The organism is Longitalea arenae, from assembly GCF_016924755.1.
Lineage (GTDB): Bacteria > Bacteroidota > Bacteroidia > Chitinophagales > Chitinophagaceae > Niastella > Niastella arenae.
Genome location: NZ_JAFFJX010000003.1, coordinates 252,626 through 279,076 on the forward strand (window position 1 = coordinate 252,626; position 26,451 = coordinate 279,076).

The 26,451-nt window shown below is 47.7% G+C and carries 22 protein-coding genes and 1 riboswitch; of the genes, 7 read left to right on the forward strand and 15 right to left on the reverse strand.

Features of this window, described 5'->3' with window-relative positions:
- Positions 1-81 precede the first annotated feature (81 nt).
- Positions 82-2,211, forward strand: coding sequence for a xanthine dehydrogenase family protein molybdopterin-binding subunit (locus JT717_RS09825; RefSeq protein WP_205510039.1), 2,130 nt, complete (start codon positions 82-84; stop codon positions 2,209-2,211).
- Between the two features lie 100 nt (positions 2,212-2,311).
- On the opposite strand, the gene JT717_RS09830 is transcribed toward JT717_RS09825, so the two are convergent.
- The 3 genes from JT717_RS09830 to JT717_RS09840 form a co-directional block, all read right to left on the reverse strand.
- Complete coding sequence (locus JT717_RS09830) at positions 2,312-2,905, reverse strand: protoglobin domain-containing protein (RefSeq protein ID WP_205510040.1); 594 nt, start codon at positions 2,903-2,905, stop codon at positions 2,312-2,314.
- A 321-nt stretch (positions 2,906-3,226) separates the two neighbouring features.
- A complete protein-coding gene (locus JT717_RS09835; protein ID WP_205510041.1) occupies positions 3,227-4,069 on the reverse strand; it encodes a metallophosphoesterase family protein in 843 nt (280 codons plus the stop codon).
- A gap of 140 nt (positions 4,070-4,209) precedes the next feature.
- Entirely contained in the window at positions 4,210-6,192 is a 1,983-nt protein-coding gene (locus JT717_RS09840) for a glutaminase family protein (RefSeq protein WP_205510042.1), read from the reverse strand.
- Between the two features lie 160 nt (positions 6,193-6,352).
- Between JT717_RS09840 and JT717_RS09845 the strand changes: the two genes are divergently transcribed.
- Complete coding sequence (locus JT717_RS09845; protein WP_205510043.1) at positions 6,353-8,932, forward strand: calcium-translocating P-type ATPase, PMCA-type; 2,580 nt, start codon at positions 6,353-6,355, stop codon at positions 8,930-8,932.
- Here the strand turns inward: JT717_RS09845 and JT717_RS09850 are convergent, their stop codons facing one another.
- The 3 genes from JT717_RS09850 to JT717_RS09860 all read right to left on the reverse strand — a co-directional run bounded on the left by JT717_RS09850 (position 8,933) and on the right by JT717_RS09860 (position 11,361).
- Positions 8,933-10,015, reverse strand: coding sequence for a WD40/YVTN/BNR-like repeat-containing protein (locus JT717_RS09850; protein WP_205510044.1), 1,083 nt, complete (start codon positions 10,013-10,015; stop codon positions 8,933-8,935).
- Positions 10,016-10,060: 45 nt separating this feature from the next.
- On the reverse strand, positions 10,061-10,810 hold the full coding sequence (locus JT717_RS09855) for a hypothetical protein (protein WP_205510045.1): 750 nt from the start codon (positions 10,808-10,810) through the stop codon (positions 10,061-10,063).
- A gap of 356 nt (positions 10,811-11,166) precedes the next feature.
- Entirely contained in the window at positions 11,167-11,361 is a 195-nt protein-coding gene (locus JT717_RS09860; RefSeq protein ID WP_205510046.1) for a hypothetical protein, read from the reverse strand.
- Between the two features lie 134 nt (positions 11,362-11,495).
- Here JT717_RS09860 and JT717_RS09865 point away from each other — a divergent pair, with 134 nt between their 5' ends.
- Positions 11,496-12,095 carry a phosphoribosyltransferase gene (locus JT717_RS09865; RefSeq protein ID WP_240347933.1) on the forward strand — a complete coding sequence of 200 codons (600 nt, stop codon included), beginning with the start codon at positions 11,496-11,498 and terminating at the stop codon, positions 12,093-12,095.
- A gap of 26 nt (positions 12,096-12,121) precedes the next feature.
- On the opposite strand, the gene JT717_RS09870 is transcribed toward JT717_RS09865, so the two are convergent.
- From JT717_RS09870 to thiS, 8 genes are all read right to left on the reverse strand, one after another.
- Entirely contained in the window at positions 12,122-12,475 is a 354-nt protein-coding gene (locus tag JT717_RS09870) for an HPF/RaiA family ribosome-associated protein (RefSeq protein ID WP_205510048.1), read from the reverse strand.
- 131 nt (positions 12,476-12,606) lie between these two features.
- A complete protein-coding gene (thiH, locus tag JT717_RS09875; RefSeq protein ID WP_205510049.1) occupies positions 12,607-13,740 on the reverse strand; it encodes a 2-iminoacetate synthase ThiH in 1,134 nt (377 codons plus the stop codon).
- Positions 13,724-14,497, reverse strand: coding sequence for a thiazole synthase (locus JT717_RS09880; protein ID WP_205510050.1), 774 nt, complete (start codon positions 14,495-14,497; stop codon positions 13,724-13,726). Before JT717_RS09880 ends, thiH begins: the two co-directional genes overlap by 17 nt.
- A 110-nt stretch (positions 14,498-14,607) precedes the next feature.
- Positions 14,608-15,234, reverse strand: coding sequence for a thiamine phosphate synthase (locus tag JT717_RS09885; RefSeq protein WP_205510051.1), 627 nt, complete (start codon positions 15,232-15,234; stop codon positions 14,608-14,610).
- Positions 15,231-15,983, reverse strand: a complete 753-nt coding sequence (locus JT717_RS09890; protein WP_205510052.1) for a hydroxymethylpyrimidine/phosphomethylpyrimidine kinase — start codon at positions 15,981-15,983, stop codon at positions 15,231-15,233. The genes JT717_RS09885 and JT717_RS09890 overlap by 4 nt, the downstream gene beginning before the upstream one ends.
- Before the next feature lie 3 nt (positions 15,984-15,986).
- Entirely contained in the window at positions 15,987-16,604 is a 618-nt protein-coding gene (locus tag JT717_RS09895) for a thiamine phosphate synthase (protein WP_205510053.1), read from the reverse strand.
- Between the two features lie 93 nt (positions 16,605-16,697).
- Positions 16,698-18,584 (reverse strand): phosphomethylpyrimidine synthase ThiC, encoded by a 1,887-nt coding sequence (thiC, locus tag JT717_RS09900; RefSeq protein WP_205510054.1) that lies wholly within the window; start codon positions 18,582-18,584, stop codon positions 16,698-16,700.
- A 215-nt stretch (positions 18,585-18,799) separates the two neighbouring features.
- On the reverse strand, positions 18,800-19,003 hold the full coding sequence (gene thiS, locus JT717_RS09905) for a sulfur carrier protein ThiS (RefSeq protein WP_205510055.1): 204 nt from the start codon (positions 19,001-19,003) through the stop codon (positions 18,800-18,802).
- Positions 19,004-19,070: 67 nt separating this feature from the next.
- Positions 19,071-19,163: riboswitch (TPP riboswitch) on the reverse strand.
- A 406-nt stretch (positions 19,164-19,569) separates the two neighbouring features.
- Between thiS and JT717_RS09910 the strand changes: the two genes are divergently transcribed.
- From JT717_RS09910 to JT717_RS09925, 4 genes are all read left to right on the forward strand, one after another.
- Positions 19,570-20,397 (forward strand): LamG domain-containing protein, encoded by an 828-nt coding sequence (locus JT717_RS09910; protein ID WP_205510056.1) that lies wholly within the window; start codon positions 19,570-19,572, stop codon positions 20,395-20,397.
- 246 nt (positions 20,398-20,643) lie between these two features.
- Complete coding sequence (locus tag JT717_RS09915; RefSeq protein WP_205510057.1) at positions 20,644-21,015, forward strand: hypothetical protein; 372 nt, start codon at positions 20,644-20,646, stop codon at positions 21,013-21,015.
- A 252-nt stretch (positions 21,016-21,267) separates the two neighbouring features.
- Complete coding sequence (locus JT717_RS09920; protein WP_240347934.1) at positions 21,268-23,562, forward strand: TonB-dependent receptor; 2,295 nt, start codon at positions 21,268-21,270, stop codon at positions 23,560-23,562.
- Between the two features lie 198 nt (positions 23,563-23,760).
- Positions 23,761-25,347 (forward strand): PepSY domain-containing protein, encoded by a 1,587-nt coding sequence (locus tag JT717_RS09925; protein ID WP_205510059.1) that lies wholly within the window; start codon positions 23,761-23,763, stop codon positions 25,345-25,347.
- 94 nt (positions 25,348-25,441) lie between these two features.
- On the opposite strand, the gene JT717_RS09930 is transcribed toward JT717_RS09925, so the two are convergent.
- A complete protein-coding gene (locus JT717_RS09930; RefSeq protein WP_205510060.1) occupies positions 25,442-26,350 on the reverse strand; it encodes an AraC family transcriptional regulator in 909 nt (302 codons plus the stop codon).
- Between the last annotated feature and the right edge of the window lie 101 nt (positions 26,351-26,451).

Here is a 26,451-nt window from a genome sequence, read left to right on the forward strand (position 1 = left end):
GCCGCACCCTGGTAACAGGGAACCGGCGACAGGTAACTAATTCCCATTCACCATTGTCGATTCACATCTAAAGCTTCTCCCATGAAACAGGTTCAATCAAATATCTCCAGAAGGAATTTCCTGAAGATCACCTCCCTGGCAGGTGGCGGCATCTTATTGGGTTTTGAATTGCTGGCGAATGCAGGCGCCGAAGCCATAACCGATGCCCCGCTCTTTGCCCCCAATGCCTATCTCTCCATCGATCCGAAAGGCATCATTACATTGATGGCGCCCAATCCCGAGATCGGTCAGGGCGTTAAAACCGCCTTACCCATGCTGCTGGCCGAAGAGCTGGACGTGGATTGGAACAAAGTGGTGATCAACCAGGCTGATTACGATAAAGAAAAATACGGCAACCAGTCTGCCGGCGGCAGTGGCGCCATCCGTGGCCGTTATGAACCCATCCGCAAAGCAGGCGCCGTAGCCCGGCACATGCTCATCGCTGCAGCCGCAGAGACCTGGAATGTTCCCGCTGAAGAATGCAGCACGGAAAATGGTTTCGTTCTGCACAAGGCAAGCGGTAAGAAACTCAGTTACGGTGAACTGGCCACGAAATCAGCGGGTATGCCGGTTCCGCAGAACGTTTCACTAAAAGACCCGAAAGATTTCAAGATCATAGGGAAACGCATAAAAAATATTGATAACAAAGGCATCCTAACCGGTAAACCTTTGTTTGGGATTGACACCCGGCGCGAAGGCATGCTGTATTGTATGGTATCGCGGCCACCCGCTTTTGGCAAGAAGCTAAAATCATTCGACGATAGCGATACCCGTAAGATCCCCGGGGTTAAAAATGTGGTACGCACGGAGCATGTCGTGGCCGTACTCGCCACCAATACCTGGGCGGCGAAAAAAGGACGCGACGCCCTGAAAGTGGAATGGGAGGATACCGGCAAATTGGAAAGCACCTCCGATCACCTGGCCGCTTTTAAAGATCTCATCCAGCAGAAGAACGAAAAACCCGACCGTAACGACGGGGATGCGGAAAAAGCGCTGGCGAACGCCAAAAAGGTGATTGAAAGTGTTTATGAAGTGCCTGTATTGAGCCATGCGCCCATGGAACCCATCAACTTTTTCGCTGATGTACGCGATGGTAAAGCCGACCTGTACGGACCCACCCAGGTGCCGGGCCGCGCCATTGCCGATGTAGCCAAAGCACTGGGCATCGCTGAAGCCAATATTACGCTTGGCCTGCCCCGCCAGGGTGGCGGTTTTGGCAGAAAACTACGCAGCGACAATGTGGTGGAAGCGGCATTGATCTCTTCCGTTGCCAAAGCGCCGATACAAATGATATGGACACGCGAAGATGATATGCAGGGTGATTTTTACCGCCCCAATGGCATGTACCGCTACCGGGCTGCCATCAATGCCAACAACGAACTCGATGGCTGGTACCTGATCGCTGCGGCCCTGAATGCCGGCCGTGCCGCCGCTGCCGATAATTTCCCCGCGGGCGCCATTACCAATTACCGTACCGACAGCCAGGGGCTTAGCTCCAATATTCAAACCGGCCCATGGCGCGCCCCAACGCATAATGCCATTGCATTTGCCGAACAGAGCTTCCTCGATGAAATAGCACATGAACTAAAGAAAGATCCGGTTGCATTCCGGCTTGAATTGCTCGACAAAGCAAAGAATAACCCGGCAGGCAAAGTGAATTACAATATCGATAAATTCAGATCTGTTATTGACCTCGTTACCAAAATGAGTAACTGGGGTAAGAATACACCAGGCCGTTACAAAGGTTTTGCCGCTTATTATTCGTTCAACACCTATGTGGCGGAAGTGGCCGAGATCTCTATGCAGAACGGCAAACCCAAAGTACATAAAGTGTATTGCGCCGTGAACTGCGGACAGGTGGTAAACCTCAGCGGTGCCGAAAACCAGGTGCAGGGTGCTATCGTAGATGGCCTGGGCCATGCCTGGTTTACCGAGATCACCTTCGATAAAGGCGCTGTACAACAAAAAAATTTCAATACGTATAAGATGATGCGGATGCAGGATGCCCCGCTTGATGTGGAAGTGCAGTTTGTAGAAACGAATGAAGCTCCAACCGGTTTAGGCGAACCTGCCCTGCCGCCGATCGCTGCGGTCGTATGTAATGCAATCTTCGCCGCAACGGGAAAGCGAATAAGAAAGCTTCCTTTTAACGGAGCCTTTCAAGATAAATGAGCAATGCGGCAAGAACAGGAAACAGACAATGGCAATAGACAACGGGCAATAAGCAATGGTATGTTTTGCCAATTGCTTATTGCCAATTGCCGGTTGCATGTCACCATCCGCTTTCACAATATGCCCTTGTCCACAACACAACGTGCAATAATACCGCCTTGCACCAGGCCTTATGCATTTTTTCAATAACGCCCAGGCTATGTCCTTTTTTGGCCAGAAACGGTTTTACGGTATCATTCACTACAGCTGTGAAAGCCAGCACATATCGCATAGGGATATGCGGGGGCGTATTCACATTATCTGTTTTGTTCTTTTTGGCCTCCATATGGCGCATACCAATTTCATGCTGATAGTTGAGCCAATCCTGGTCATATGGTTTGTAACATACATCCAGTATCCATTGCTTGAAGCGCTCTTTTACTTTCTCTTTATATTGTTCATCGATGTTGCCTTGCGCATCTTTAAAATAATACGACAGGTGTGGTGTAGAACTTATAACCCCACGCCATAAGGTCACGATCGCCTCTGTTTGCGTTTCGAGCACGTCTCCTGCGATCCGCAGGTATTTCATATCATCTGAATCCAGGGTGATGGTTTGCTTCAACTGTTCCAGCTCTTTCATAGAAACTGGTGAGGTGGCCAATTCTTTCGCACCATAGTCGTACCCGGCTACATTGCCCACTACTGTTTCCATAACTAATTGTTTTTATTCATTTTAAACAATTCTAAAAAAACCGTACCAGCAGTATGGAGAAAATTACACACTGCTTGTATAACCTGTAGTTACACCAAACACCTAAAGCTTACCTGTTATAAATCTGTTCATTAGTTCAACGACCCATGCCTGCAGGCCGCTTCAATGCAAGTAAGACACCAGCCTGGCGGACGAAAAAATGCGGACCAGCGCTTGTTGTAGCGCCGGCATTGTCTACAGCTGCTCAATTTTTGAGGAAGGAACTACCGGGCCGGTAAGCCATTCGCGGCATGGCCACAGAGAGGATCTGCATTGTATTCCCTAAGAAGCTACCGCCTGCTGCCGCGCCCGCAGTTGGTGCTCGTTCAGCTTCACGCCTGGATTTAAAATATAGGTAGCAATAGTATTATCGCTCAACACTTCTACCATACGGAAACCTTTATACGTTGTACCCCAGCTTCCGCCAATATGCGAGTCAAACAGAAAAGGGATCCCTTCTGTTTCTTTCATATCGTCCTGGTCGTGATCATGGCCGTTAAAGACCGCCCTCACATTTTTATGATCTTTCAGCAGGCTGATGAATTCCGGACATGCAATTCCATTGTCGGTCCATTTTACCGGCGTGATATGAATGGCTATAAAAACATTCGGCGCCGCTTTGTATTTCTCCAGCTGCGCGCGCATCCAGTCGAGGTCCGGACAAACATACTCGCCTTTTTCATTGGAGGTGGTGGCCAGCAGGAACACCTGTTTGTCGAGCTCGAATGCATGATTCACCGGCATCTTCCAGGTGTTTTGCCACACTTCGGCATTCACCCTGTCATGATTGCCCTGGGTAACATAATAAGGCATCTTCAATTGATCGAGGCGTTGTTTGGCCAATGGCAACATCGCCGGATCATCGTGGATAATGTCGCCGTTGATGATGCAGGTTTTCAACCGGCTTTTTTTATGCTGCTGGTTGATATGCTGGATGATATTGGCGTAATCATTTTCCCAGCTGGTCTTGGGTTGACCGAAATGTCCGTCACTGGCCACTGCAAAGCGGAACTTTACGCTTTTGCCTGCATTCGCCAGGGAAGAAACAGAACGATACAGCAATTTTCCATTGGTAAGCAGTAATAGAATGGGTGTGGAGTTTTTAAGGAATGAACGACGATCCATAGATGTGCACTCTTTAAGGTTAAAGGTAATCAATTGTATTTTTGTGTTACCGGTTACCTGTTACCTGTTACCGGTACGAGGACATTGGAGGCCGCGCCACGGGGAAACCGGGAACCGGCGACCGGGAAACTGTCGCTCACTCACCACTTCCCCTCCAGCATCTTCATAAAATACCCTCCTACCACACTTCTTGCCTGGAAACCCACCTGTTTACCATTGGTGGTTTCGTGCCAGTCGCTCAGGGGGACCCTTGTTGGCGTTTCTGTAAGATACGCATAAACGGGGTTGATCAGTGCATTAAAATCGGCCGGTTTATCGGCCAGGGTAGCCGTCCAGATGATCCAGTCAGATTTGGTATAGGTCTTCCGGCTGTCGAGCGGCAAGCCATAAGTATTCTGTTTGGTGAGATAATACCTGATCTCCTTTTCATATACCTCAGCCGGGAAAAGATGGAGCTTTAATATTTTATCCCAGGCCAGGTTGTACTTCTGGCTCCAGGTATTTTTGTCGGCAAAGGTCAACGCATAATGATCGCCATCGTGGGCCAGCTCCATCCATTTTTTCACCATCTCCTTCGCCATAGCGTGGTATTTTGCGGCGGTATCTTTTTCCTTAAGCATATCAGCCAATAACGCATAACAGCCGATCCCTACAATGGCTTTTACCGATAGGTTGGCATTTCGCGCCAGGTGCCCGGCAAAATCATCGGTACATAACTGGTTGGCAGGATCAAACCCTTCCCGGCTTAAATACTGCACCCAGGTGCTGAGCGCCTTCCAGTGTTTTCTGGCGTAATTGGCGTTGCCCTCCGCTTTGGCAATGGCTGCGGTCAGAATGATCATATTGCCTGACTCTTCCACCGGCATATCCTCGCCATAGGTTTGTCCGTTCGCCAGCGGATAAGTTCCCAGGTCATGGGCCGCGAAGGGTTTATTAAAGCGGCCGCTTTCCGAATAATAAAAAATACCATTCAGCATACCTTTCAACAACTCCGGATTGTACAGGAGGAATAAAGGCGCAGAGGGATAGGTCACATCTACGGTATTGATAGAGCCATTGCTATAATTTTCCTTCGACAGGAACAACAATTCCCCCTGCGGGTCTTTAACGATCTTATGCGCGGCAATACATTGGCGGTAAGCGGCCACACATAACTGGGCATATTTCTCGCCGCCTGCTTTTTTAACATCGGCATATAGTTTCTCATCAAAAGCGCTGCATTGTTTCAATATGGTTTTGTAATCAGCGGCAGCGGTGGCTAGTTCTTTTTCGATGGTACGCCCTTCCGCCCTCCATACCGGCGGAAGGTTCTGATTGAAATATTGAACAGCATACAGGTCATCATAGCCCAGCATAATGAATTGTTCCTGCGGGCTGCGGCTGCTTTGCAGGGCGGGCAGTACGGTCTTTAATGACAGCTGCCTGCCGGTGATTGAATCAGCTGTGGGGATGAATGCGGGAAGATCCTTGTCAGCCTCCACGATCGCCTGTTCAGCGCCTGCCGGTGAAGCCACATACAAATAGCCCCAGTCAATCCGCAGATCATCCCCTTTCTTTTGTAAGACCGGCTGTGCTACCGAACCGGCTTTGATCACCGGCCATTTAGCTGCGGTCATGTATTTTACGGCAGTGACCTCCTGCTCAGGTTTGTTGATGCACACATTGGTAGATACGCTGATACTTGCCTGCGTCTTATGCGTTTTGCCATCGTTCGATTGCACGATGAGTGAAATATAGGAAACGGGCCGCGTGAGCACCGCCCAGTTGTTTAACAATAAAGGAGAGGTGAATTGCACCTGCAGGTCAACAGCACCACAGGTGTAACGGTAAATGGTGCGCGTAGCAGTAACAGTTACTTCTTTTTTTACGGCAACCGCTTCCTGTTTGCCATTGCCTTTCCCCAGGAACCGGTAATACCTGCCATCAACGAGCAGCCAGCCGGTCAATGCCTGCTCAGCACCCGTCCAGTGTTTTGCATTTTCTGCAGTAAGATCATCGGTGAATGACCAGATGCTGAAATAAGGGTCGTGGGTGATCAAAGGATAGGCAGGCATTTTTTTAACCTGGGCAGAAATTACAATTGAAAAAAGCAGGAAAACAGGCAGTAAAATAGTATTTTTCATATGCAGGAAAAGTAATTACGATGTATACATTTGCAACAAATACTGACCCCGATCAGGCCGGAATATTGCATATGTTCAGGATGTGTTATAGTATAATGGTCGAATTTAAGGCGTTTAGCAACTTTCAAACCCGATTGACTGTAAAAAAATAATTACCATAATGAACTGGCATACTTCTTCTATAGACGACGTTTTAAAAGAACTTCAAAGCCAGCCCGATGGCCTATCTACCGATGAAGCAGCTAAAAGGATGCAACAGTATGGCCCCAATCAGTTGCAGGAAAAAAAGAAAAAACCGGCCTGGGTCCTGTTCCTCGTACAGTTCAAAGATGTTATGATCCTGATCCTGATGGTGGCCGCCATCATTTCTGCCATCGTTGGCGACCTCAAGGACATGATCGTGATTTTGTTTATAATTGTCATTAACGCCATCGTTGGTTTTGTGCAGGAATACCGGGCTGAAAAAGCGATGGAGGCCTTGAAGAAAATGTCGGCAGCCCATGTGCGGGTGAGAAGGAATAAACGGGTAGAACAAATTCCCGCTGCAGAAGTAGTACCGGGAGATATTGTTTTACTGGAAGCCGGAGATATGGTGGGCGCTGATCTCCGCATCCGCGAAAGCCATGCATTGAAAATAGAAGAAGCTTCTTTGACCGGGGAATCACAGGCCGTAGATAAATCGGCTGACGCCCTCACAACAGAAGATGTGCCCCTTGGTGATCGTATTAACATGGCCTATAAAAGCACCCTCGTTACCGCCGGTAATGGAACCGGCGTAGTAGTGGCCACCGGCATGCAAACCGAGATCGGTAAAATTGCCGGTATGCTGCAGGAAAAAGAGGCCACCACGCCATTGCAACAACGCCTGGCCGACTTCAGTAAAAAATTATCTTTTATAGTGCTGGGCATCTGCCTGGTCTTGTACTTTATCGGCATCCTGCGCGGCGAAAAACCGGTGAACATGCTGCTTACCACCATCTCGCTGGCGGTAGCGGCTATTCCTGAAGCGCTGCCGGCTGTAATTACCATTGCGCTGGCCCTGGGCGCTAAAAAGCTGGTGAGAAAAAATGCGCTCATCCGCAAACTGCCTGCTGTTGAGACCCTTGGGTCTGTAACGTATATCTGTACCGATAAAACCGGTACGCTTACGCAGAACCAGATGACCGTACAGGAGATCTGGCAGTATGATCAATCAGACCTTTCCATTCCCGGCATACAAAAAGACCAGGTTTTGCTGCTGGTGATGAGCCTGAACCACGAAACACAGGAAGATCATACCAATAACAACAAACGAAAAGGCGACCCTACCGAGGTAGCCCTGGTAGAATATGCTGTTCAACAGGAAAAATACGATAAGAAATGGGAAGCGGCTTTTCCCCGGAAACAGGAACTGCCCTTCGATTCAGACCGTAAGCTGATGACCACCGTACACGCGGTGAACAATGAATTCCTCGTCATTACCAAAGGCGCGCTGGAATCTGTATTAAAGATCTGCCGCGCCGCCAATGAAGAACAGATCAACACAAAGAGCGATAAACTGGCAGCAGCGGGACAGCGCGTCATTGCCTACTCCTGCAAACTCATAAAAGAATTGCCCAAAGAAGGCGACTTTGAAGCGCTGGAAAGCGATCAACATTTTTGCGGACTGGCAGGAATGATCGATCCGCCGCGGCCAGAGGCGCGCAAAGCCATTGAAGAATGTAAAACTGCCGGTATTGTACCGGTAATGATCACCGGCGACCACCCGATAACTGCCGCTGCCATTGCCCGTGAGATGGGCATCCTGCAGCACCAGAGTGATAAAACAGTGACAGGTGTGGAGCTGGAGAAGATTTCCGATGAGGACCTCGACAATGAGATCACCCAGATAAAAGTATACGCCCGTGTATCGCCCCAGCAAAAACTGCGGATCGTTAAAACCCTGCAGAAAAAGGATCAGTTCGTGGCCATGACCGGCGACGGGGTGAATGATGCGCCTGCCCTGAAACGTGCCAATATCGGTGTGGCCATGGGCATCACCGGAACCGATGTATCGAAAGAAGCCGCTGCCATGATCCTGCTCGACGATAATTTCGCTACCATTGTAAAAGCGGTGAAAGAAGGCCGCCGCATTTATGACAATATCAGGCGCTTCATCCGCTATGTACTGGCCTGTAACTTTGCAGAAATACTCACCATCTTCATTGCTCCTATCGTCGGTTTGCCGATCCCGTTACTGCCTATTCATATTTTGTGGATCAACCTGGTAACAGATAGTTTACCCGGGCTGGCACTGGCGGGGGAAAGAGCCGATACCAAAGTGATGCAGCGACCGCCGCGGGATCCCCGAGAAAGCATTTTTGCGGTGGGTTTAGGTTTTAATGTGATCTGGGTGGGCGTGCTCATGGCTGCGGTTGGACTGGTGACCCAGGCATGGTCGATTCATCATGGTGATGCACACTGGCAAACCATGGTGTTTACCGTACTTTGTTTCAGCCAGATGGGGCACGCGCTCGTATCGCGCAGTGAACACGAGTATATTTTCCGGCTGGGCGTATTCTCGAACCGGCCATTGATCGGCGCTATTGCACTCACCTTTATTTTACAGATCGCCATCATTTATACACCGTTCCTGAACAAGATCTTCAATACAGCGCCCCTTACCTGGAGAGAACTGGGCATATGTCTCCTGATCTCCACCATCACATTCCATGCGGTGGAATTTGAAAAATTTATAAAGAAGAGAATGGGCAAAAATTAATTATTCAACGACATAAGCATAGGGATACAACAGCGTTTTCCAACTGATGCCTCCGTCGGCGGTGAGGTACAATTTCTGGTCGCCGTACATTATACCATTCTGATCATCCTGGAAATGCAGTTTTTTCATATTGAGGTATTCGTATCCTTCGCTGGAAACCGTATTCCAGGTAACGCCGGTATCGCTGCTTTTTACCAGGCTTTCTTTGGTTAACCCATAAATGGTATGTTGGTTTACCATGTGGGCAAATGTGAGCTTCAGATCGGCGGCAGGCTTCTTCCAGGTTTTGCCGCTATCGGGTGAAACATATACATTGCCAAAATCTTCAATTGCACAGATATTGCCTTTGCTACCGAGCTGCAAACCGGTGATCACCCGGTTGTCTATAGCTTTCGGTTCACTCCAGGTACGGCCCGTATCGCGGGTTCTGGAGATGAAACTGCTGTAAGAACTATTTTTGTACAACAACATATAGCCGGTGCTGTCATCTGCGAACTTGATATTCATGGGTTGAAACGCATCGTCAAAATAACTGATACGCACCGCTTCGTGGGTGGTAAGATCCAATTTGTAGAATTTGCGGCTGTCTGCGGTGGTCAGCGCCTTTTGCTGATAGGCGAGCATCAGGAAATTAGGGTTCACATAACTGGCGGATACCAGTTCGGTGGAATTGAATCCGGCCGTATTGATAGCCGGACTGAATGCAGCCGGAACAACCGTAGTCCAGGTGGTTCCATAATCCTTTGAATAATGTAAGACCGGCGCCAGGGCACTTCCTGAAGCAACGACGATAGTATTTCCATTGTAACTGAATGGCGTTATTTTCGCATTTGGCAGCGAATACGGGCCATAGGTAAAATTCCTGAACTGATCAGTTGTCTGGAAATAGCTGTTGGTGGTAATACCACGAATGCCCGTGGTGCTGTCGAGCCGTACATCCAACAGGCTGTTATCTTTAATTAGGACTTTGATATTTGCATTGATGACAGGTTCCGTAGGAATGCTGGTTATCATAAACCGGTCCTTATCGCCACAACCCCAGGCCACCGCACCCATCAAAAAAAGAAAGTATAATTTTTTCATCTGAAAATGTTTATGGTCTTTTACCAGATGTAAGCGTGTATCAGGTTATTTTTTGAAATTCAGGTTAACGCCAACGCTCAGGTTGATAGAGCTGCAGTTGTATACTTTTTTCTCCTGCATGATAATACCTGCTGCCAGCATCTCGCGAACCAGCTCGGGATTTACGGTCATTTCGGGTTTATAGTATTCATAATCGAGCTTTACATACAGATCTCCTGAACGAACGACCATAATACCAGCATCGAAGGAAATTCCGGAACCGGTAAGCACTTTATCTGTAGTAGTAAAAGCAGGCGTTGCCGTCTTTTCATCATTTATTTTAGTGAACTGGTTTACCGACCAGTTCTGATCAACTCTGAGGATCGGAAAAAACGAGTATTTCTTTACGGTAAATGCGTTGTATTGTAATTCAATGCCTGCTTTCCAGGTGCGGAATGCTTCGCGCTGGGTTTCGCCCAGGTTGGCATCTTTAAAATAATATTTCAATCCACCCAATGGCCGGATCCATAACTTGTCTTTCAGGAAAGCTGTTTTTACCCCTGCAGAAGCATTGAGACCGCCTTTAAAAACATCGCTGATATCTGCGTTGCCCGGACTCGCAAAGCCTGCATCGAAATCAACAGTAAACTTCCATTGCTTTTTAACCTTCGGCTTTTTTTGTTTACCCTTTTCAATGGTTATTACCGGAGAAACGGTCGTCTGTTGGGTTGCGGGAGCAACCTGCGCCTTTGCGGCATGCTGGAAGAACAGTACAGAAAAGACCCATAGGATACAACGGATGCAAAGGGTTTTCATTGGATATTTTTTATGGTCAGGCTTACAAAAATTAAAAATGGTCATACGTTATGTATGCCATATATCTACGCTAATTAACATGTAAAACCAGCAACGGATCAATACCATATGCCGGATCTTACGAATAAGCGCTTCAGGACGGCTATAAAACGCTAATGTCCATGCCGGTATTGTAGAACGGTGTGATTATTTGAGAATGTGCCGGTTAGAAGAGTTCAGTTGGCAGTTCGCAGTTGGCAGTTCGCAGTTGGCAAGTCATTCATCGCCCAGATACAGTTCACAGTTTAAAGTAAACTTTCCATTACCTTAAACTGTGAACTTTTTGATTTAAGAACTTCGGCTTTCGGGTTGAAGTTTTACTGTTTTGCCGGCTGTTCAGAAGGTTCTTCTACCGGAATTTCTCCAGGCGAAGTACCACCGGGATCATCTTCAGGTATAATTTCAGGCTCCTGGAAAGGTGGTGTTGGCCTGTCAGGAATTATTTCTGGTGATATATCCGGATCTTCTGGCTTGGGTATTTCCGGGTTTTCCGGGTTTATCTTTTTGGCCATAGTATTTCGTTTATGGCGAAAATGCAAAAGCCATTCCACGCCATATGCTTAGCGGGAAACGCCACGGTTAAGTATTGCTGGCATAATTGTTCCATTGATCATATATGCAAGCTCAGCCAATATTTCAGGATAGAATGGATGCAGGACTGGCCCTGTCGCGCCATTTACAACATTGCAAAAATGTTGATGGTGTAACGCTGGCTGTACCGCGTGGGGGTGTGCCTGTAGCCCTGCCCATCGCGAGGATCCTGAAACTTCCCTTAGAGATCATTCTGTCAAAAAAGATAGGTCACCCCCTGCACAAAGAGTTTGCGATCGGTGCGGTGAGCTTAACCGGACAGATCATTGCGCCGAATGCCTTTGCCTCGGATGCATATATCAGGGAAGAAACGGAAAATATCCGTGAGGAATTAAAGGCGATGTATGAAAGGTTCATGGGCGATAAAAAACCAACACCGGTGAAAGGCAAGACCGTTATCATCATTGATGATGGCATTGCTACCGGGCATACTTTGTTAAGCACGGTGGAAATGATCAAAAAAGAAGCGCCGAAAAAGATCATCGTAGCGGTACCGGTAGCAGCGCAACAGGCCGCGCAAAAAATAAGTGAAGTATGTGATGAGTTCATTTGCGCCTGGATACCTTCGCAGTTCCGCTCTGTAGGTGAGTTCTATGAAAATTTTACGCAGGTTACTGATGAAGAAGTGATCAGTATGCTGAGCCCGTTAACCTAGCACTTACCACTTAGAACTATCAACTTCTAAACTTTAACCGTGCTCGTTATCTGGTCAGGCAATCCGAGATCCAGTCTTGCCTGTTCCCGCACGGCTTTTTCGAGTTCATTCACGGCCAAACAGGCGCTTTCATTAAAACTGGCTGAGCGGCGATGCACAAAGAGGGAATCACCATACATGGTAAGCCTGATCTCACAGATCTTGTTTTCCTGTGGTGAAGCAGCAGTATCGTCTCGCAGTATAATTTCGGCTTTTACAACATCTTTGATCAGGTGGGAAAATGATAGTACTTTCTCCTTGATGGGTTTTAATATGGATTCATTTACTTCCGAATGCGGGGCATGAATCTCAATTATCATTGACTCAAATCGGAATGCCATATAAAATAGTGTATATCCTAAGTTACGACTATAAATGCAATTAAAAACGCAGCAGCAGGGCTTTAACAACTGACCCGCCGGCGGCACCAATAACACCCCAACTGTAACTTAATGATAAACAAGCATCAGGCTTACTGCGTACGGTTCGACAAGGTCATGTCCCAATCCTTCCATACCGGTTCATACCCGATGGAAGAAATGACCTGCGCCATTTCCGCCGGGCTTCGTTCGTCGGCTATTTCAAACTGCTCCAGGGATTCCGGCTCCACTGCATAACCACCGGGATTGGTCTTTGACCCCGCACTGATCGATGTGATGCCCAATTTTATCACATGATCGCGGAAGCGCGGCAGCTCACGGGTTGATAAAGACAATTCCACTTCCTGGTTGAAGATCCGCCAGGCACAGATCAACTGCACCAGCTCGCGGTCAACCATTTCCACTTTTGGTTCCAGTCCGCCCGAGAAAGGCCGCAAGCGGGGAAAAGAGATACTGTATTTTGTTTGCCAGTAAGTACGCTCCAAATATTGCAAATGCAGGGCTGTAAAGAACGAATCGGTGCGCCAGTCTTCCAAACCTATCAGGATACCCAAACCGATCTTGTGCACTCCTGCCCTGCCCAGGCGGTCAGGCGTTTCAATACGGTATTGAAAATTCGATTTCTTTCCTTTCGGATGATGTTTTTTATAATCCTCGCGATGGTAGGTTTCCTGGTATACCAGCACCGTATGCAAACCGGCTGCGATCAGTTCGCGGTAATCCTCCTCATCGAGTGGCTGCACTTCCATGGAGATATGGGCAAAATGATCACGTAATAAATGGATCGCATTTTTAAAATACGGCACATGCACCGTATGATTGGCTTCGCCGGTCACCAGCAATACATGCTCATATCCCATCGATTTGATGGCAGCCGCTTCCTGCAGGATCTCGGTGGCCGTGAGTGTTCTGCGCCGTACTTTGTTATCGAGACTGAACCCGCAATAGGTACAGATATTATTGCATTCATTGGAAAGATACATGGGCACATACATCTGTATCGTTTTCCCGAATCGTTGCTGGGTAAGTTGCTGGCTTAATTGAGCCATCGGTTCCAGGTAAGCAGCTGCAGCGGGCGAGATCAATGCCATAAAATCTTCGAGCGATCTGCCGGGCTTTGTTAAAGCAGCTTCCACATCGGCCGCTGTTTTACTGTAAATACGTTCCTTTACCTCGTTCCAGTTATACCTTTCGAATATATTGATAAAACTATCCATAGTGTTCATCTAAAAATGCCGTTAAGGGACTACTTGCTGCAGCTGTATGTAATGGTTTGGCCAGGCGGGCTTCGTAGGCTATTCTACCTGCTTCTACTGCCATTCTGAATGCTGTTGCCATTTGCACCGGTTGCCCTGCTACTGCAATGGCTGTGTTCACCAGTACGGCATCAGCACCGATCTCCAGCGCTTTGGCTGCGTCGGACGGGGAGCCAATCCCCGCATCCACTATCACCGGTACTTTACTTTGTTCGATAATGATCTCCAGAAAATCAATTGTCTTTAACCCTTTGTTGCTGCCAATCGGCGAGCCCAGCGGCATTACGGCGGCAGCGCCTGCCTCTTCCAGGCGTTTGCACAATACCGGATCGGCATGAATATAAGGCAGCACCACAAAACCCATTTTTACGAGCTCTTCGGTTGCCCGTAAAGTTTCTATTGGATCGGGCATCAGGTATTTGGGATCCGGATGAATTTCCAGTTTCAGCCAGTTCGTTTGCAATGCTTCCCGCGCCAATTGCGCAGCAAATACCGCTTCTTTGGCTGTACGCACCCCTGAGGTATTGGGCAGCAAATTGATATGCGGGTGTCGCAGATGCCGCAGGATATCGTCCTGGGGATCGTTCATATCTACCCGCTTTAAGGCTACCGTCACCAGTTCTGAACCCGATGCCAGTAAGGCATCTTCCATTAATCCGGCAGCACTGAATTTTCCTGTTCCGGTGAATAATCTCGAATTGAATGTTTTATTTGCTATTGTAAGCATACAATGATTTTTTGTGATCAGCAGTAGTTAATCAGTTATCGAGTTATTGAGTTATTCAGTTATTGAGTTTATAAGCCATTCTGAACTGAATAACTAATGAACCGAATAACTTACGAACTGAATAAAGCGTTGATTTTTTTAACCGCTCCCTTTCGATCCGTTGCATTCAGAATAGCGCCCGATATAGCTACACCATGAATTCCGGCATCCCGTAAACCCGGTACATCATCGGCGACAATACCGCCAATGGCCACAATGGGTAGTTGAATATTGGCGGCTCGTACCTGGTGCATGATCCGTTGGTAGCCTTCCAATCCTAAGATGGGACTCAGCTTCTCCTTAGTTGACGTAAAACGAAAAGGGCCCAGCCCGATATAATCAACGCCTTCCGCTACCCGTTGCTGAATATGATGGAAAGTATTGGCCGTGCCTCCGATGATCATGTTTGGGCCTGCAATCGCCCGCACTTCTTTAACGGGCATATCCTGTAAACCCACATGTATGCCCCAGGCGCCTACCGTTTTGGCCACCTGCGGAAAATCATTAATGATGAGCTTTGCATGATAGCGGTCGCACAATTGTTTGGCGGCGGTTGCCAGCGGCAATACGGCTGCCTCCGGCTGCTTCTTTACCCGCAACTGGATCAGGCGGCAACCAGCTTCCAGCGCTTCTTCAATGGCCGCCAGGTGCGTTTTTGCCGCTGTTTGTTGTGAAATAAAATACAATCGATCCATCATATTGAATGATACCCCAGTAATGACTGGTTACTGTTTAAAAATGATTCTACATATTGTTTTGCCATTTTACAGGCTTTTTTCAGAGGTACACCGGCAGCCAGGCGGGCGGTGATGGCAGCCGCCAGCACGCAACCCGAACCATGTTTTTGAAATACTTTCTCAACACCGGCTTCTATCACGGTAAGACCACCCGGTTCATACAGGGAATCGGTGCCCAGGGCATCCGGCCGGTGTCCGCCTTTCAATAAGACCGAACAAAAAACGGCATGATCGTCCTTTACCAGGTCTTCGCCGGTAATAAGCTGCAGTTGCTGCAATTCATGATAGTTCGGCGTCAACAAGGTCAGTTCCGTGAGTATTTCTTCCAGGTTATGAAAGGTATTCAGCTCATGAAATTCAAAACCGGCGCTGGCTTTCAGAACCGGGTCCCACACGATGCGGATCGCCGGATTATAGTCTTTTATAAAACGGATCACCCGCAGCAGGGTTTGCGGCGAATTGATCACCCCGATCTTACATACGGAGATCACAAACTTGCGCAGCAGGGGTTCCAGTTGTTCAAAGATCTGCTCTTCGCTCAACCAGTGAATATTCAAGAACTGATCATCGGTTTGAACCGTCCAGGCGGTAGAAACCCCAAAACCATATACGCCATGTTGTTCAAAGGTTTTGCAATCGGCCAGCACACCCGCCCCACCACTGGGGTCGAAGCCTGCAATGCTCAATACATACGGTCGTAGTGGTTGCATAGTTTAATGAGTATGGGTTCGCTTCAACTGGGTTAGTAATGATGTATAATTAGCTACGGCCTTCGCCGGCTCATTCCAGATGGTTCCCAACACGGCAGCCCCATCAAAATTCATTGCCGCAACCGATCGAATATTTCCTGCATCGATCCCGCCCAGGCCGATCACCGGAACTGCTTTCTGTTCCTCCTGAAGATAAAATCCCTCACCGGCCACGCCTTTGTATTGCTGTTTTGAAATACTATCAAAGACCGGTGAAAAAAAGCTGTACGAAAAACAGCCCGGCAGTATTTGCAGGGCTGACAACGCATGCACAGAAGTGCTGAGGTTATAACCCTTAGCTTTCATGTCAAAGAAAACATCTTCCTTCGTTGCTTCGCGATGCGCTTCCGTAAAATGCAAACGCCGGATATCATATTCATGCATCAGCTGATGATGGCCATGTATCGCGATGCGTTGATGCCATTGATCGGGAATGGCGTTCAGCAATTGCCTTAGCGCCTGATCATCCGCCTGCGGTTTCCGCAGGTGAAAAAGCTCCATGCCTGCTTCAAACAATTGTTGAATAATGGACGCTTCTTCCCGGAACATCTGTGCATGTGATATGACAACTAATGAAAACATAGAACGGCTGTTGCAGGTTACCCGTTCCATGTCACAAGGCCATTCCAACATGGAGGCCCAGCAACCTGAAAACATGGAACATGGAACCTGTAACTATAAATAGAGATTACTTCCTTTTTCTGCAAACTCTTTTGATTTCTCCTCCATGCCTTTTTGCAAAACATCTGATTCTTCCAATCCTTTATCCGCCGCATACTGGCGTACATCCTGCGTGATCTTCATGGAGCAGAAATTAGGTCCGCACATAGAACAGAAATGCGCGATCTTGGCGCCATCGGCAGGCAGGGTCTCATCATGGAATTCCCTTGCCGTATCCGGATCGAGGGAGAGGTTGAACTGATCTTCCCAACGGAATTCGAAACGCGCCTTGCTCAACGCATTATCGCGGTATTGCGCCCCCGGATGTCCCTTTGCGAGGTCGGCGGCATGGGCGGCGATCTTATAGGTGATCACGCCATCCTTTACGTCTTTTTTATTTGGCAAACCCAAATGTTCTTTCGGGGTTACATAACACAGCATCGCTGTTCCAAACCAACCGATCATGGCAGCTCCGATGGCCGATGTAATATGATCGTAACCCGGCGCAATATCCGTGGTTAAAGGCCCCAGGGTATAAAAAGGCGCTTCATGGCAATGCTTCAGCTGCTTTTCCATATTTTCCTTGATCAGGTGCATGGGTACATGGCCGGGCCCTTCGATCATGGTTTGTACATCATGTTTCCAGGCAATCTTCGTAAGCTCACCGAGGGTTTCCAGTTCGGCAAACTGGGCGGCATCATTGGCATCGGCCAAACTGCCGGGACGTAATCCATCACCTAATGAAAATGCCACATCGTAGGCTTTCATGATCTCGCAGATCTCTTCGAAATGCGTGTACAGGAAACTTTCTTTATGATGGGCCAGGCACCATTTGGCCATGATGCTGCCACCGCGCGACACAATACCCGTAACCCGTTTCGCAGTTAAGGGAATATAACGCAAGAGCACACCTGCATGAATGGTGAAATAGTCAACCCCCTGCTCGGCCTGCTCGATGAGCGTATCGCGGAAAAGTTCCCAGGTAAGCTCTTCGGCCTTACCGTTCACTTTTTCCAGGGCCTGGTAAATAGGCACGGTGCCGATGGGCACGGGCGAATTACGAATGATCCACTCCCGCGTTTCATGAATATTTTTACCCGTGGAAAGGTCCATAATAGTATCAGCACCCCAGCGGCAGGCCCACACGGCTTTTTCCACTTCTTCTTCAATACTGGAACTAACGGCGGAGTTCCCGATATTGGCATTGATCTTTACCAGGAAATTGCGGCCGATGATCATCGGTTCTGTTTCGGGGTGGTTGATATTGCAGGGAATAATAGCGCGGCCTGCAGCCACTTCCTGCCGCACAAATTCCGGTGTGATATAATTTTTGGGCGTATTGGCGCCAAAGCTATGGCCTGCATGCTGCTGGGCCAGCATTGCATAGGAACCGTTCAACTGTTCTTTCAACAGATCGATGCGCTGGTTCTCGCGGATGGCGATATATTCCATCTCGGGTGTTATGATGCCCTTTTTCGCATAATGCATCTGGCTGACGTTGGAGCCGCTTTTGGCGCGCCGTGGTTTACGGATATGCTCAAAGCGGAAGGCATCCAGCTTTTCATTCTTCAGGCGCTCCAGTCCGTAAGATGATGATACTTCTTGTAATTGTTCGCTATCCTGGCGGTCGATGATCCATTTTTCACGCAGGGGCGACAAACCTTTTTTTACATCGATGATCACGTTCGGATCGGTGTATGGCCCGCTGGTATCATATACGGTGACCGGGGCATTCTTTTCGGTTAGTCCTTTTTTACCATGTAATGCGGTATCGGTAAGCGATATTTCACGCATGGCAACTGATACATCAGGATGCAATTGTCCTTTTACATAGATCTTCCGCGAAGCCGGAAAGGGATCGGTCGTTATTTTATTCTGATTGGGAATGGACTCTTTTTTCATAATTATATTTTACGTGGATGATCAATCATCTATAGCGAATATGGTCTTGGGTCGCCGGATACCGGTTACCGGTTACCAGGTCCTTATCGCAGCTTGCACACAAATGACTAAACTGGCGTTCATATGAGCACCGGTAACAGGTAACAGGTAACCGGTAACTGTATTTCATTAGCACATTAGCAAATCAGCAAATCAGCACATCAGCACATTGCTCCCTACCCGCCCTGCGTAGCGCGTATCAACATCACCTTATCGGCCGGACGTAAGATATAATCCGGCCATTCGGTACTGGGAATAACGGTTTGGTCTACTGCTACAGCCAAACCAGCCACGGGTATGCCTAATACCTGCGTGAGCAGTTGTTCGAGCGAACATTGATCCGGAATATCCCTGGGTTGTTGATTGACAAGAATGTTCATAGCCTCGGTTTTAAATACTTCAGGGAATGAACATGCAGCAAAAGAGAGTAAAAGAGAAAGATATATAAAGAAGACTTTCACTTTTCCCTTCGGCAGTACGAACTGCATCAGGTTCAAAGGGTATTATCTCAGTCCGTTATGGACACCCCTAAAGTGATGTAAAGGTATACAAAAATTGGAATTACCAATTTTTTTTTGCAGGCGCTTATTTGTTGCCCTTCTTTTCTACCAATACTGTCATATCTGCTTTCATCCTGCTGATGTTCTTAATTTATAAACCCCTGAATGAAAAACAGCTATTACCGGCCACTTCATTCAGGTGTATGTTTGACACTTTTCTTGGCTGCATTGATCTGCCGCCTTATAAAATAGTTTATATTAGTAGAGGGTTATTATTTGAGAACCTGAGAACGTTGAAAAAGTTGATAGCGTTGATAACGGTAAATCCGGGTTCATGACTTGAGTATAACGATGCACAATTTGCCGATACTGTATTCCATTAGCTAATCAGCTCATTAGCAAATCAGCACATTAGCTAATCAGCCCATTCACCAAAACACAGTCATATGAAAAAAATGCAAGCTTTCCTTTTATGGATCCCCTGCTGCCTACTCTTTGTTCATTGTAAAAAATCCCTGAGCGATCCAACGGCCACCACCGGAAGATCAGCCACTCCGGAAGTATTCGAGACCGTTATACAAAACACCTTCGCCAATTACGCCACTTTTGAACAATACTGGAACTATCTGTATCCCTGGGGTTCCGACCACAACGGTTCCGCCCGCATGTATGGAAGTTCCACAGATCATAATCATATTTACCTCGATGGCTCCGGTGTCTTAACGATCAAAGCTACCCGCATCAACTGGAATGAAGGCAATAGCAGTGCTGACCCATACTTACCCATCCGTTATCATTCCGGCGCCATCAATGCCAAATTCCACGTACTCGTGAACGACCAGTTCCCCAACTATGAGGTAAGGGGTGAATTCCAGGCGCCCTCCGTACGAGGCTCCTGGCCTGCTTTCTGGCTTACCGGTGTAAACAGCTGGCCGCCTGAAAGCGATATCATGGAATTCAAAGGCAATACCAATAACTGGCAAAATACTTTCCGCGCATGGAACGATGTATCGTCTATTATCACCAATGTTTCATCGCCCGGCAACTGGCATACCTATCGCATCTGGATGCAAAAATCAACGGCCACCGATGTCATCATTCATTACTATATCGATGGCGTGTGGAAAGGACAACACACGGCTAATTTTGTTGGCAAACCGATGTACATTATTATCAATATGCAAATGGAAGGGTCCAGCGGCTCGCCCGGACCTACTACCGATACGTACCTGCGCGCCCGGAATATTTATGTAGGAAGAACAAGAGCCTTTTAAAGGGAACATCAACATGAAAAAATGAAAGTCGGAATAACAGTCCGGAATTTGAAAGCAGTACAGAGAGGGTCCTTTCAAAGCTCCGGACCCTCCGGCTTTCTGATCAGAGATCGGAGGTCACAGGTCAGCAGTCTGGGTTCCGGCTTCTGACCTCGAAAAATAAATATGACAAAGATCAAGAGATAGTCTGATACTTTTCATTCGTTATATCCGTTTACCTGATATCTTTGCCGGAAATTTGGCATTTTGTATAAATGGTGGACGATAGTGTTTTTCATCGGCATGCTGGGACAAACCTTCAGCAAGAGCCTTATCGTCCTCAATTTCAAGCTGAATCAAAAAGCCATTGCCGCCAGCTTATGCGAAAACCGTTTCAAGCCAAAGAGCTGCTGCGCGGGCAAATGTTATTTAGGCAAGCAACTTAATAAAGACGAAGATTCACAGAACACCCCATTGAATGGCGGTTCCGGCTTTAAATTCGAAGTAGTGCTGTATAGCGAAAAGAAAGCCGAGACCCATCACCCGCTCATTGACGAAAAACCGGTACATGTATCGCGGTATACCGATCCCATTTCCCAACAGGTAATAAAGGCCGTTTTCCATCCTCCCCAGGCCTGATCGCTACTTCCTTACTTTCCATCAAACACATGCGGGTTTATTAACCGGCAGGATGTATGTATTCGTTATGCATGCTGCCAATGGCTGATGTCTGTATTCGGCAGACATCAGAAAAAAAAAGCCCCTTGTTGTGATCCGCTGTGTTTAAGCAGTAACTATTCCCTGGTTCCCATCCACTTCAACCTGGCATATGCAGGCTTGGAAAGGCATGTTATTGCCTGAACAAACTACGTATGCACCAACGTTATGACTATGAAACTTTTTATAACCGGTGTAACTGTTCTTTTCATCTTACTTCGGGGCGTCGGTTCCTATGCGCAAACCCATTGTAGCGGCAAAGTAATAGATGCAGCTACGAAAGAACCTGTGGCCCGCGCCTCCGTACAGATAAAAGATACAAAGCTTGGCACTATTACCAATGCAAATGGAGATTTCACCCTGCCCCTGGCAGATACCGCATACAATCTGATAATAACTTCTTTAGGCTATCAAGCGCAAACCATCCCCGCTTCTTCACAAAGGCCTTTACTGATCAACTTACAAAGCCATAACAATAGCTTACAGGAGATCGTGATCAGCGCCAGCAGAACAGCGCAGCGACGCGGTGAGGCGCCGGTGGCCATTGCCACCATCAGCAAACAAACCATGGAAGACACCAAAGCCACGCGGATCGATCAGCTGGTGAATAAAGTAAGTGGTGTTAACATGGTTAGCCTGGGCAACGAACAGCATCAAATGAGCATTCGCCAACCCATGACCACCAAAAGCCTTTTCCTGTATCTGGAAGATGGCATTCCCATTCGCACCACCGGCGTCTACAATCACAATGCCTTGCTGGAAATAAATATGCCTGCAGCCCGACAGATCGAGATCATCAAAGGGCCAGCCTCCTCCTTATATGGTGCAGAAGCTATTGGCGGCGCCGTGAATATCATTACCCAGGCGCCACCGGCCATTCTAAGCGGACAGCTAAGTGTTCAGGCCACCAATACCGGTTACAAAAGAACCGATGTACAGGTGGGCAATACCTTTGGCAAATTCGGCCTGCTGATCAGTGGTTATTATGCCAACCGCCGCAATGGCCCTGTCGATCACAGCGATTTTCATAAAACAGGCATTACCATCCGCGGCGATTATACGATCAGCGAAAAAACAAAATGGGTAAACAATATCACCTATGTAAATTATTACAGTGATATGCTGGGCTCGCTCGACAGTGCACATTTCGCCGATAAAGACTACAGCACTCCGCAAACCTTTACCTACAGAAAAGTGCCGGCGCTGCGGTATAAATCACAACTCTTCCATCAATGGAATAACAACAGCAGCACACAGGCTTCGTTTGTATACCGGAATAACTCCGTGCAGCAAAACCCTTCGTACCGCGTAAGAAATGTGGCCAGCGATCCCACCCTGGCTTATGGCGAGATCAATGAAAGCGCTTTCGATACCTATATGCTGGCGGTACAACACCAGCAGGCATTCAACTTTCTAAACAGTAAACTGATTGCAGGTATAAGTGTAGATAACAGTCCGTCTACCTACCACAGCAACTTCATTAAGATCCGCCGCGACGAACGTGGTTATTATGTCAGTTATTCCACCACTGACTCTGTGTTGAGTAAATACAAAACGGATATCAGGAACCTGGCTTCCTATCTGCATTACGAAGCGGAAATAGTAAAAGGCCTGAAGCTGACAGCCGCCTTGCGGTACGACTTCTATCAATACAATTTCGACAATGCGTTACCACCATCAGCTTTTACGGGGGCGCCATCTACCAGGAACAATTTCAAACGCTTTTCGCCGAAAATAGGCGCCACCTACAACTATAAAGGCGCCGGTTTATATGCCAATTACAGCGAAGGTTTTGTACCTCCGCAGATCAGTGAATTATACACGGGTGTTAAAGTTCCTTACCTGGGACCACAAACATTTTACAATTACGAAGTGGGCGGCTGGTTTGCCCTGCTGAATAATAAACTGTATGCCGACTGGAGCTGGTATCTTTTACAGGGCACCAATGAGATCATCAGCGTAAAGAACCCCGATGGTTCTACCGAAAACCAGAATGCCGGTAAAACAAAACATACCGGTGTCGAATATGGTATTACCTATCGCCCCATAACGGCCCTGGCCATCCGGTTTAGCGCCGCTAATAGCAAACATACATTTGTAAATTACATTGAAAAGGGAATAGACTACAATAATAATGAGCTCGCCGGTGGTCCGCGCTTTATTGCGAATGCAGAGGTCACCTACAAACCTGCTTTCATGAAAGGCCTACGGCTTGCCGCGGAGTGGCAGCATATTGGTCCTTATTACATGGATAACGCCAATACAAAAAAATACGGCGGGTATGATCTCTTACACCTGCGTGCCGGGTATACCATCCGGCAGTTTGAACTATGGGTGAATGCATTGAATGCCGCCAACACTTATTATTCAACCATTGCCAGCAAATCGGGTAGCCTGCTAAGTTATAACCTGGGTGACCCCAGGGAGTTCAATGTAGGCATAGCGTATAAATTTGGCGCTAAACGGTAAGGCGAAGCGTTACAGGTTTCAAGGTACAGGTTACAGGGTTTATGTTCCGGATTTAAACCCGGCGTATACGCCCTGAAACCTAAAACTGGCAACCGGTAACTGGAAACCGGCAACCGGTAACTGGTAACCGGCAACCGGCAACCGGTAACTGGTAACCGTGAATCACCCACTTTATTAATCATACATTCTATAACAAAGATGTTTCGTAAAAAGATCTACGCCTGGCACCGCACCTTATCATTGATCATTGCCATACCGGTATTATTATGGGCAGCCAGCGGTTTTATGCACCCGTTGATGACAAACATCAAACCACAGGTAGCCTCTCAAAAGCTCGCGCCCATGGCGGTGGACAGCCAGGCCTTGCGTGTTCCGCTCCGGGAAGCGTTGCAGCGCAATAATATCAAGGCATTTCATGACGTCCGGCTCATACACATTGATACCAATTTCTTTTACCAGGTACAGCTGGAACTCAATAAGGTGCCTGTATACCTGAGCGCCAGCAACGGCAAATTGCTGCCTTCGGGCGATTGGTTATATGCGCAGTACCTGGCCAAACAATTCCTGGAAGCGCCTCAACAGGCGGCGCCGCCCGCTGCTACGGCAGCGACTGTTGCGATGGTAAGTGAAGCATCGGAAGAAGAACATGATTGCTGCAATGCGGCTACAGCCTGTGTCTTGAAAAATACTACCGGCAGCAAAGTAGGCAATGTGGCGCGTTTAACAGCATTCGATAAAGAATACAAATACGTGAACCGTTTATTGCCGGTATACAGAGTTGCCTTCAACCGGCCAGACGGCATCAGGATCTACGTAGAAACAACGCAGGACCGCTTTGCATTTGCTATGGATAACAGGCGTGCTTCATTTGATGCGCTCTTTCAATGGCTGCATACCTGGTCATGGCTCGATGCCCTGGGAAATATGAAGTTGTATTTCATCATTGCTATTTGCCTGCTGGCATTATTGACGGCATTGATGGGTATCTATATTTTTTGCATTTCGAAAACGAAAAAAGCGAACGGGCACACGCTATTGAAAGCACGGCGTAACCACCGGTATACAGCCATTATAGGGGCGCTCTTCACCTTAGCATGGTCGTTCAGCGGGGCCTGGCATGCATTGGCGAAATTCACTCCTGATGACCGGCTGGCACAGGTGATCAGCAATCAGTTCCCGCCCACTATTGATCTTGATTTTGCGCGATTGCAATCGAAGGTTCAGCAACCTGTTGGCAATCTCAGCCTGGTAAAAATGAATGACGAGACCTGGTGGCGTGTGATCACCCTGCCCGGGAAACCACCTGTTACCCACACCGCCATGAGCCCAGGCAAAAGCATGGAAGCAAAGTTGCCAACCGTTGTGCTTGTCAGCACAAGGGACTATTCCATTTTACCCCAGGGAGAAGAACAATATGCGGCCTGGCTGGCTAAGCAATTCAGCAAAGAGGCCTCCGGGAAAGTGGCGACCGTAACACCCGTTACAAAATTCAATGAGGAATATAATTTCACCGACAAACGTTTACCCGTATGGCGGGTGAGTTTTACAGCGCCGAACGATGAACGCTATTTTGTGGAAACAGCAAGCGGCAGATTAGCAGCAAAAGTGAATGACATTGAACTGGCAGAAGGTTATTCATTCTCAGTCTTGCATAAACATCATTTTATGGATTGGGCGGGCAAGGCCGCAAGGGATTGGAGCACCATGGTATGGGCGTTCGTTCAGATTTTGATGATCGTGATCGGCTTGATGCTTTGGCTGAAAAAGAAGAGGTTGAAAAGTTAATATAGATCATTATAGCGTTGATAAGGGCCTGAGGAACCAAAGCGACCGGTTTTTAATGGCCTTTATCCACTTTATCACCTTTATCAACCGCCCCTCAATCTTTCTTCTGCGACCGGTATTGCTTGGGCGATAACCCAATGATCTTTCTGAATCGCTTGGAGAAATAATAAGGATCATCAAAACCCATACTCAGCGCTATGTCCTTTACCGAGCTGGTACTGAAGTCAAGCTGCTGGCTCGCCTTTTGCATTTTCATCTGAATGAAATAATCAATAGGCGCATAACCGGTCTTTTGCTTGAATAAGCTGGAAAAGCGCGAGGCGGAATAATTGTAATGACTGCTCAGGTCCTGCAGGGAAATATTTTCATTGATATGTTCCTGCATGTACAGGATGGCGCTGTCAACCACATCCAGCTTATCGTTCGGACTAACGGCCGTATGCTTCGAATTATAAATGAAGAGGCTTAAAAAATGCGGCAAACATAAATTGGCGAAGATGAGGTTATCAGTACTGTATCCCAACTCAAGGGCTTTATACATCCGGGAGAACATGGTTATGATCTCGCCGCTGCTTTTTATGTAAAAGGGCTTAAAATGCTTTTGTACGGCATGTAATGCATTTAACTGCGGCAGCGATTCGCCGCCGAAATGGATCCAGTAAATGCTCCAGGGATTGTTATCGTCACTGGCATAGGCATGCTCCACATTCTGTGGTAAAATGAAGAACTGGTTCGGACCTACTTCAGATTTCTTATCCCCTATCTGGTACCAGCCAGTGCCATCAACGCAATAAAATAAGAAGTTCTCGGGCAATCCTTTTTTCCGGTAAGTATAATGACCCCGTGCATTTGGATAATATCCCAGGCTGCAAACGTACATTTGGTTCAGCAACACGTTTGGCAGCACCTTTTGTTTAAGCACCGTTTTGGGGATTTCTATCCGTTGGCGGCCAATGCCATACCAGATGTTCTTGTGAGACCCTTCTTTATTTTTCGCATTCATATGGTATAACAAAAGAATTTACGGCAAGATACTTACATTCGCTGATTCCCGGTCCGGTGGACCTATGTTATCAATGAATATTCCGGAACCGGGAAATACAG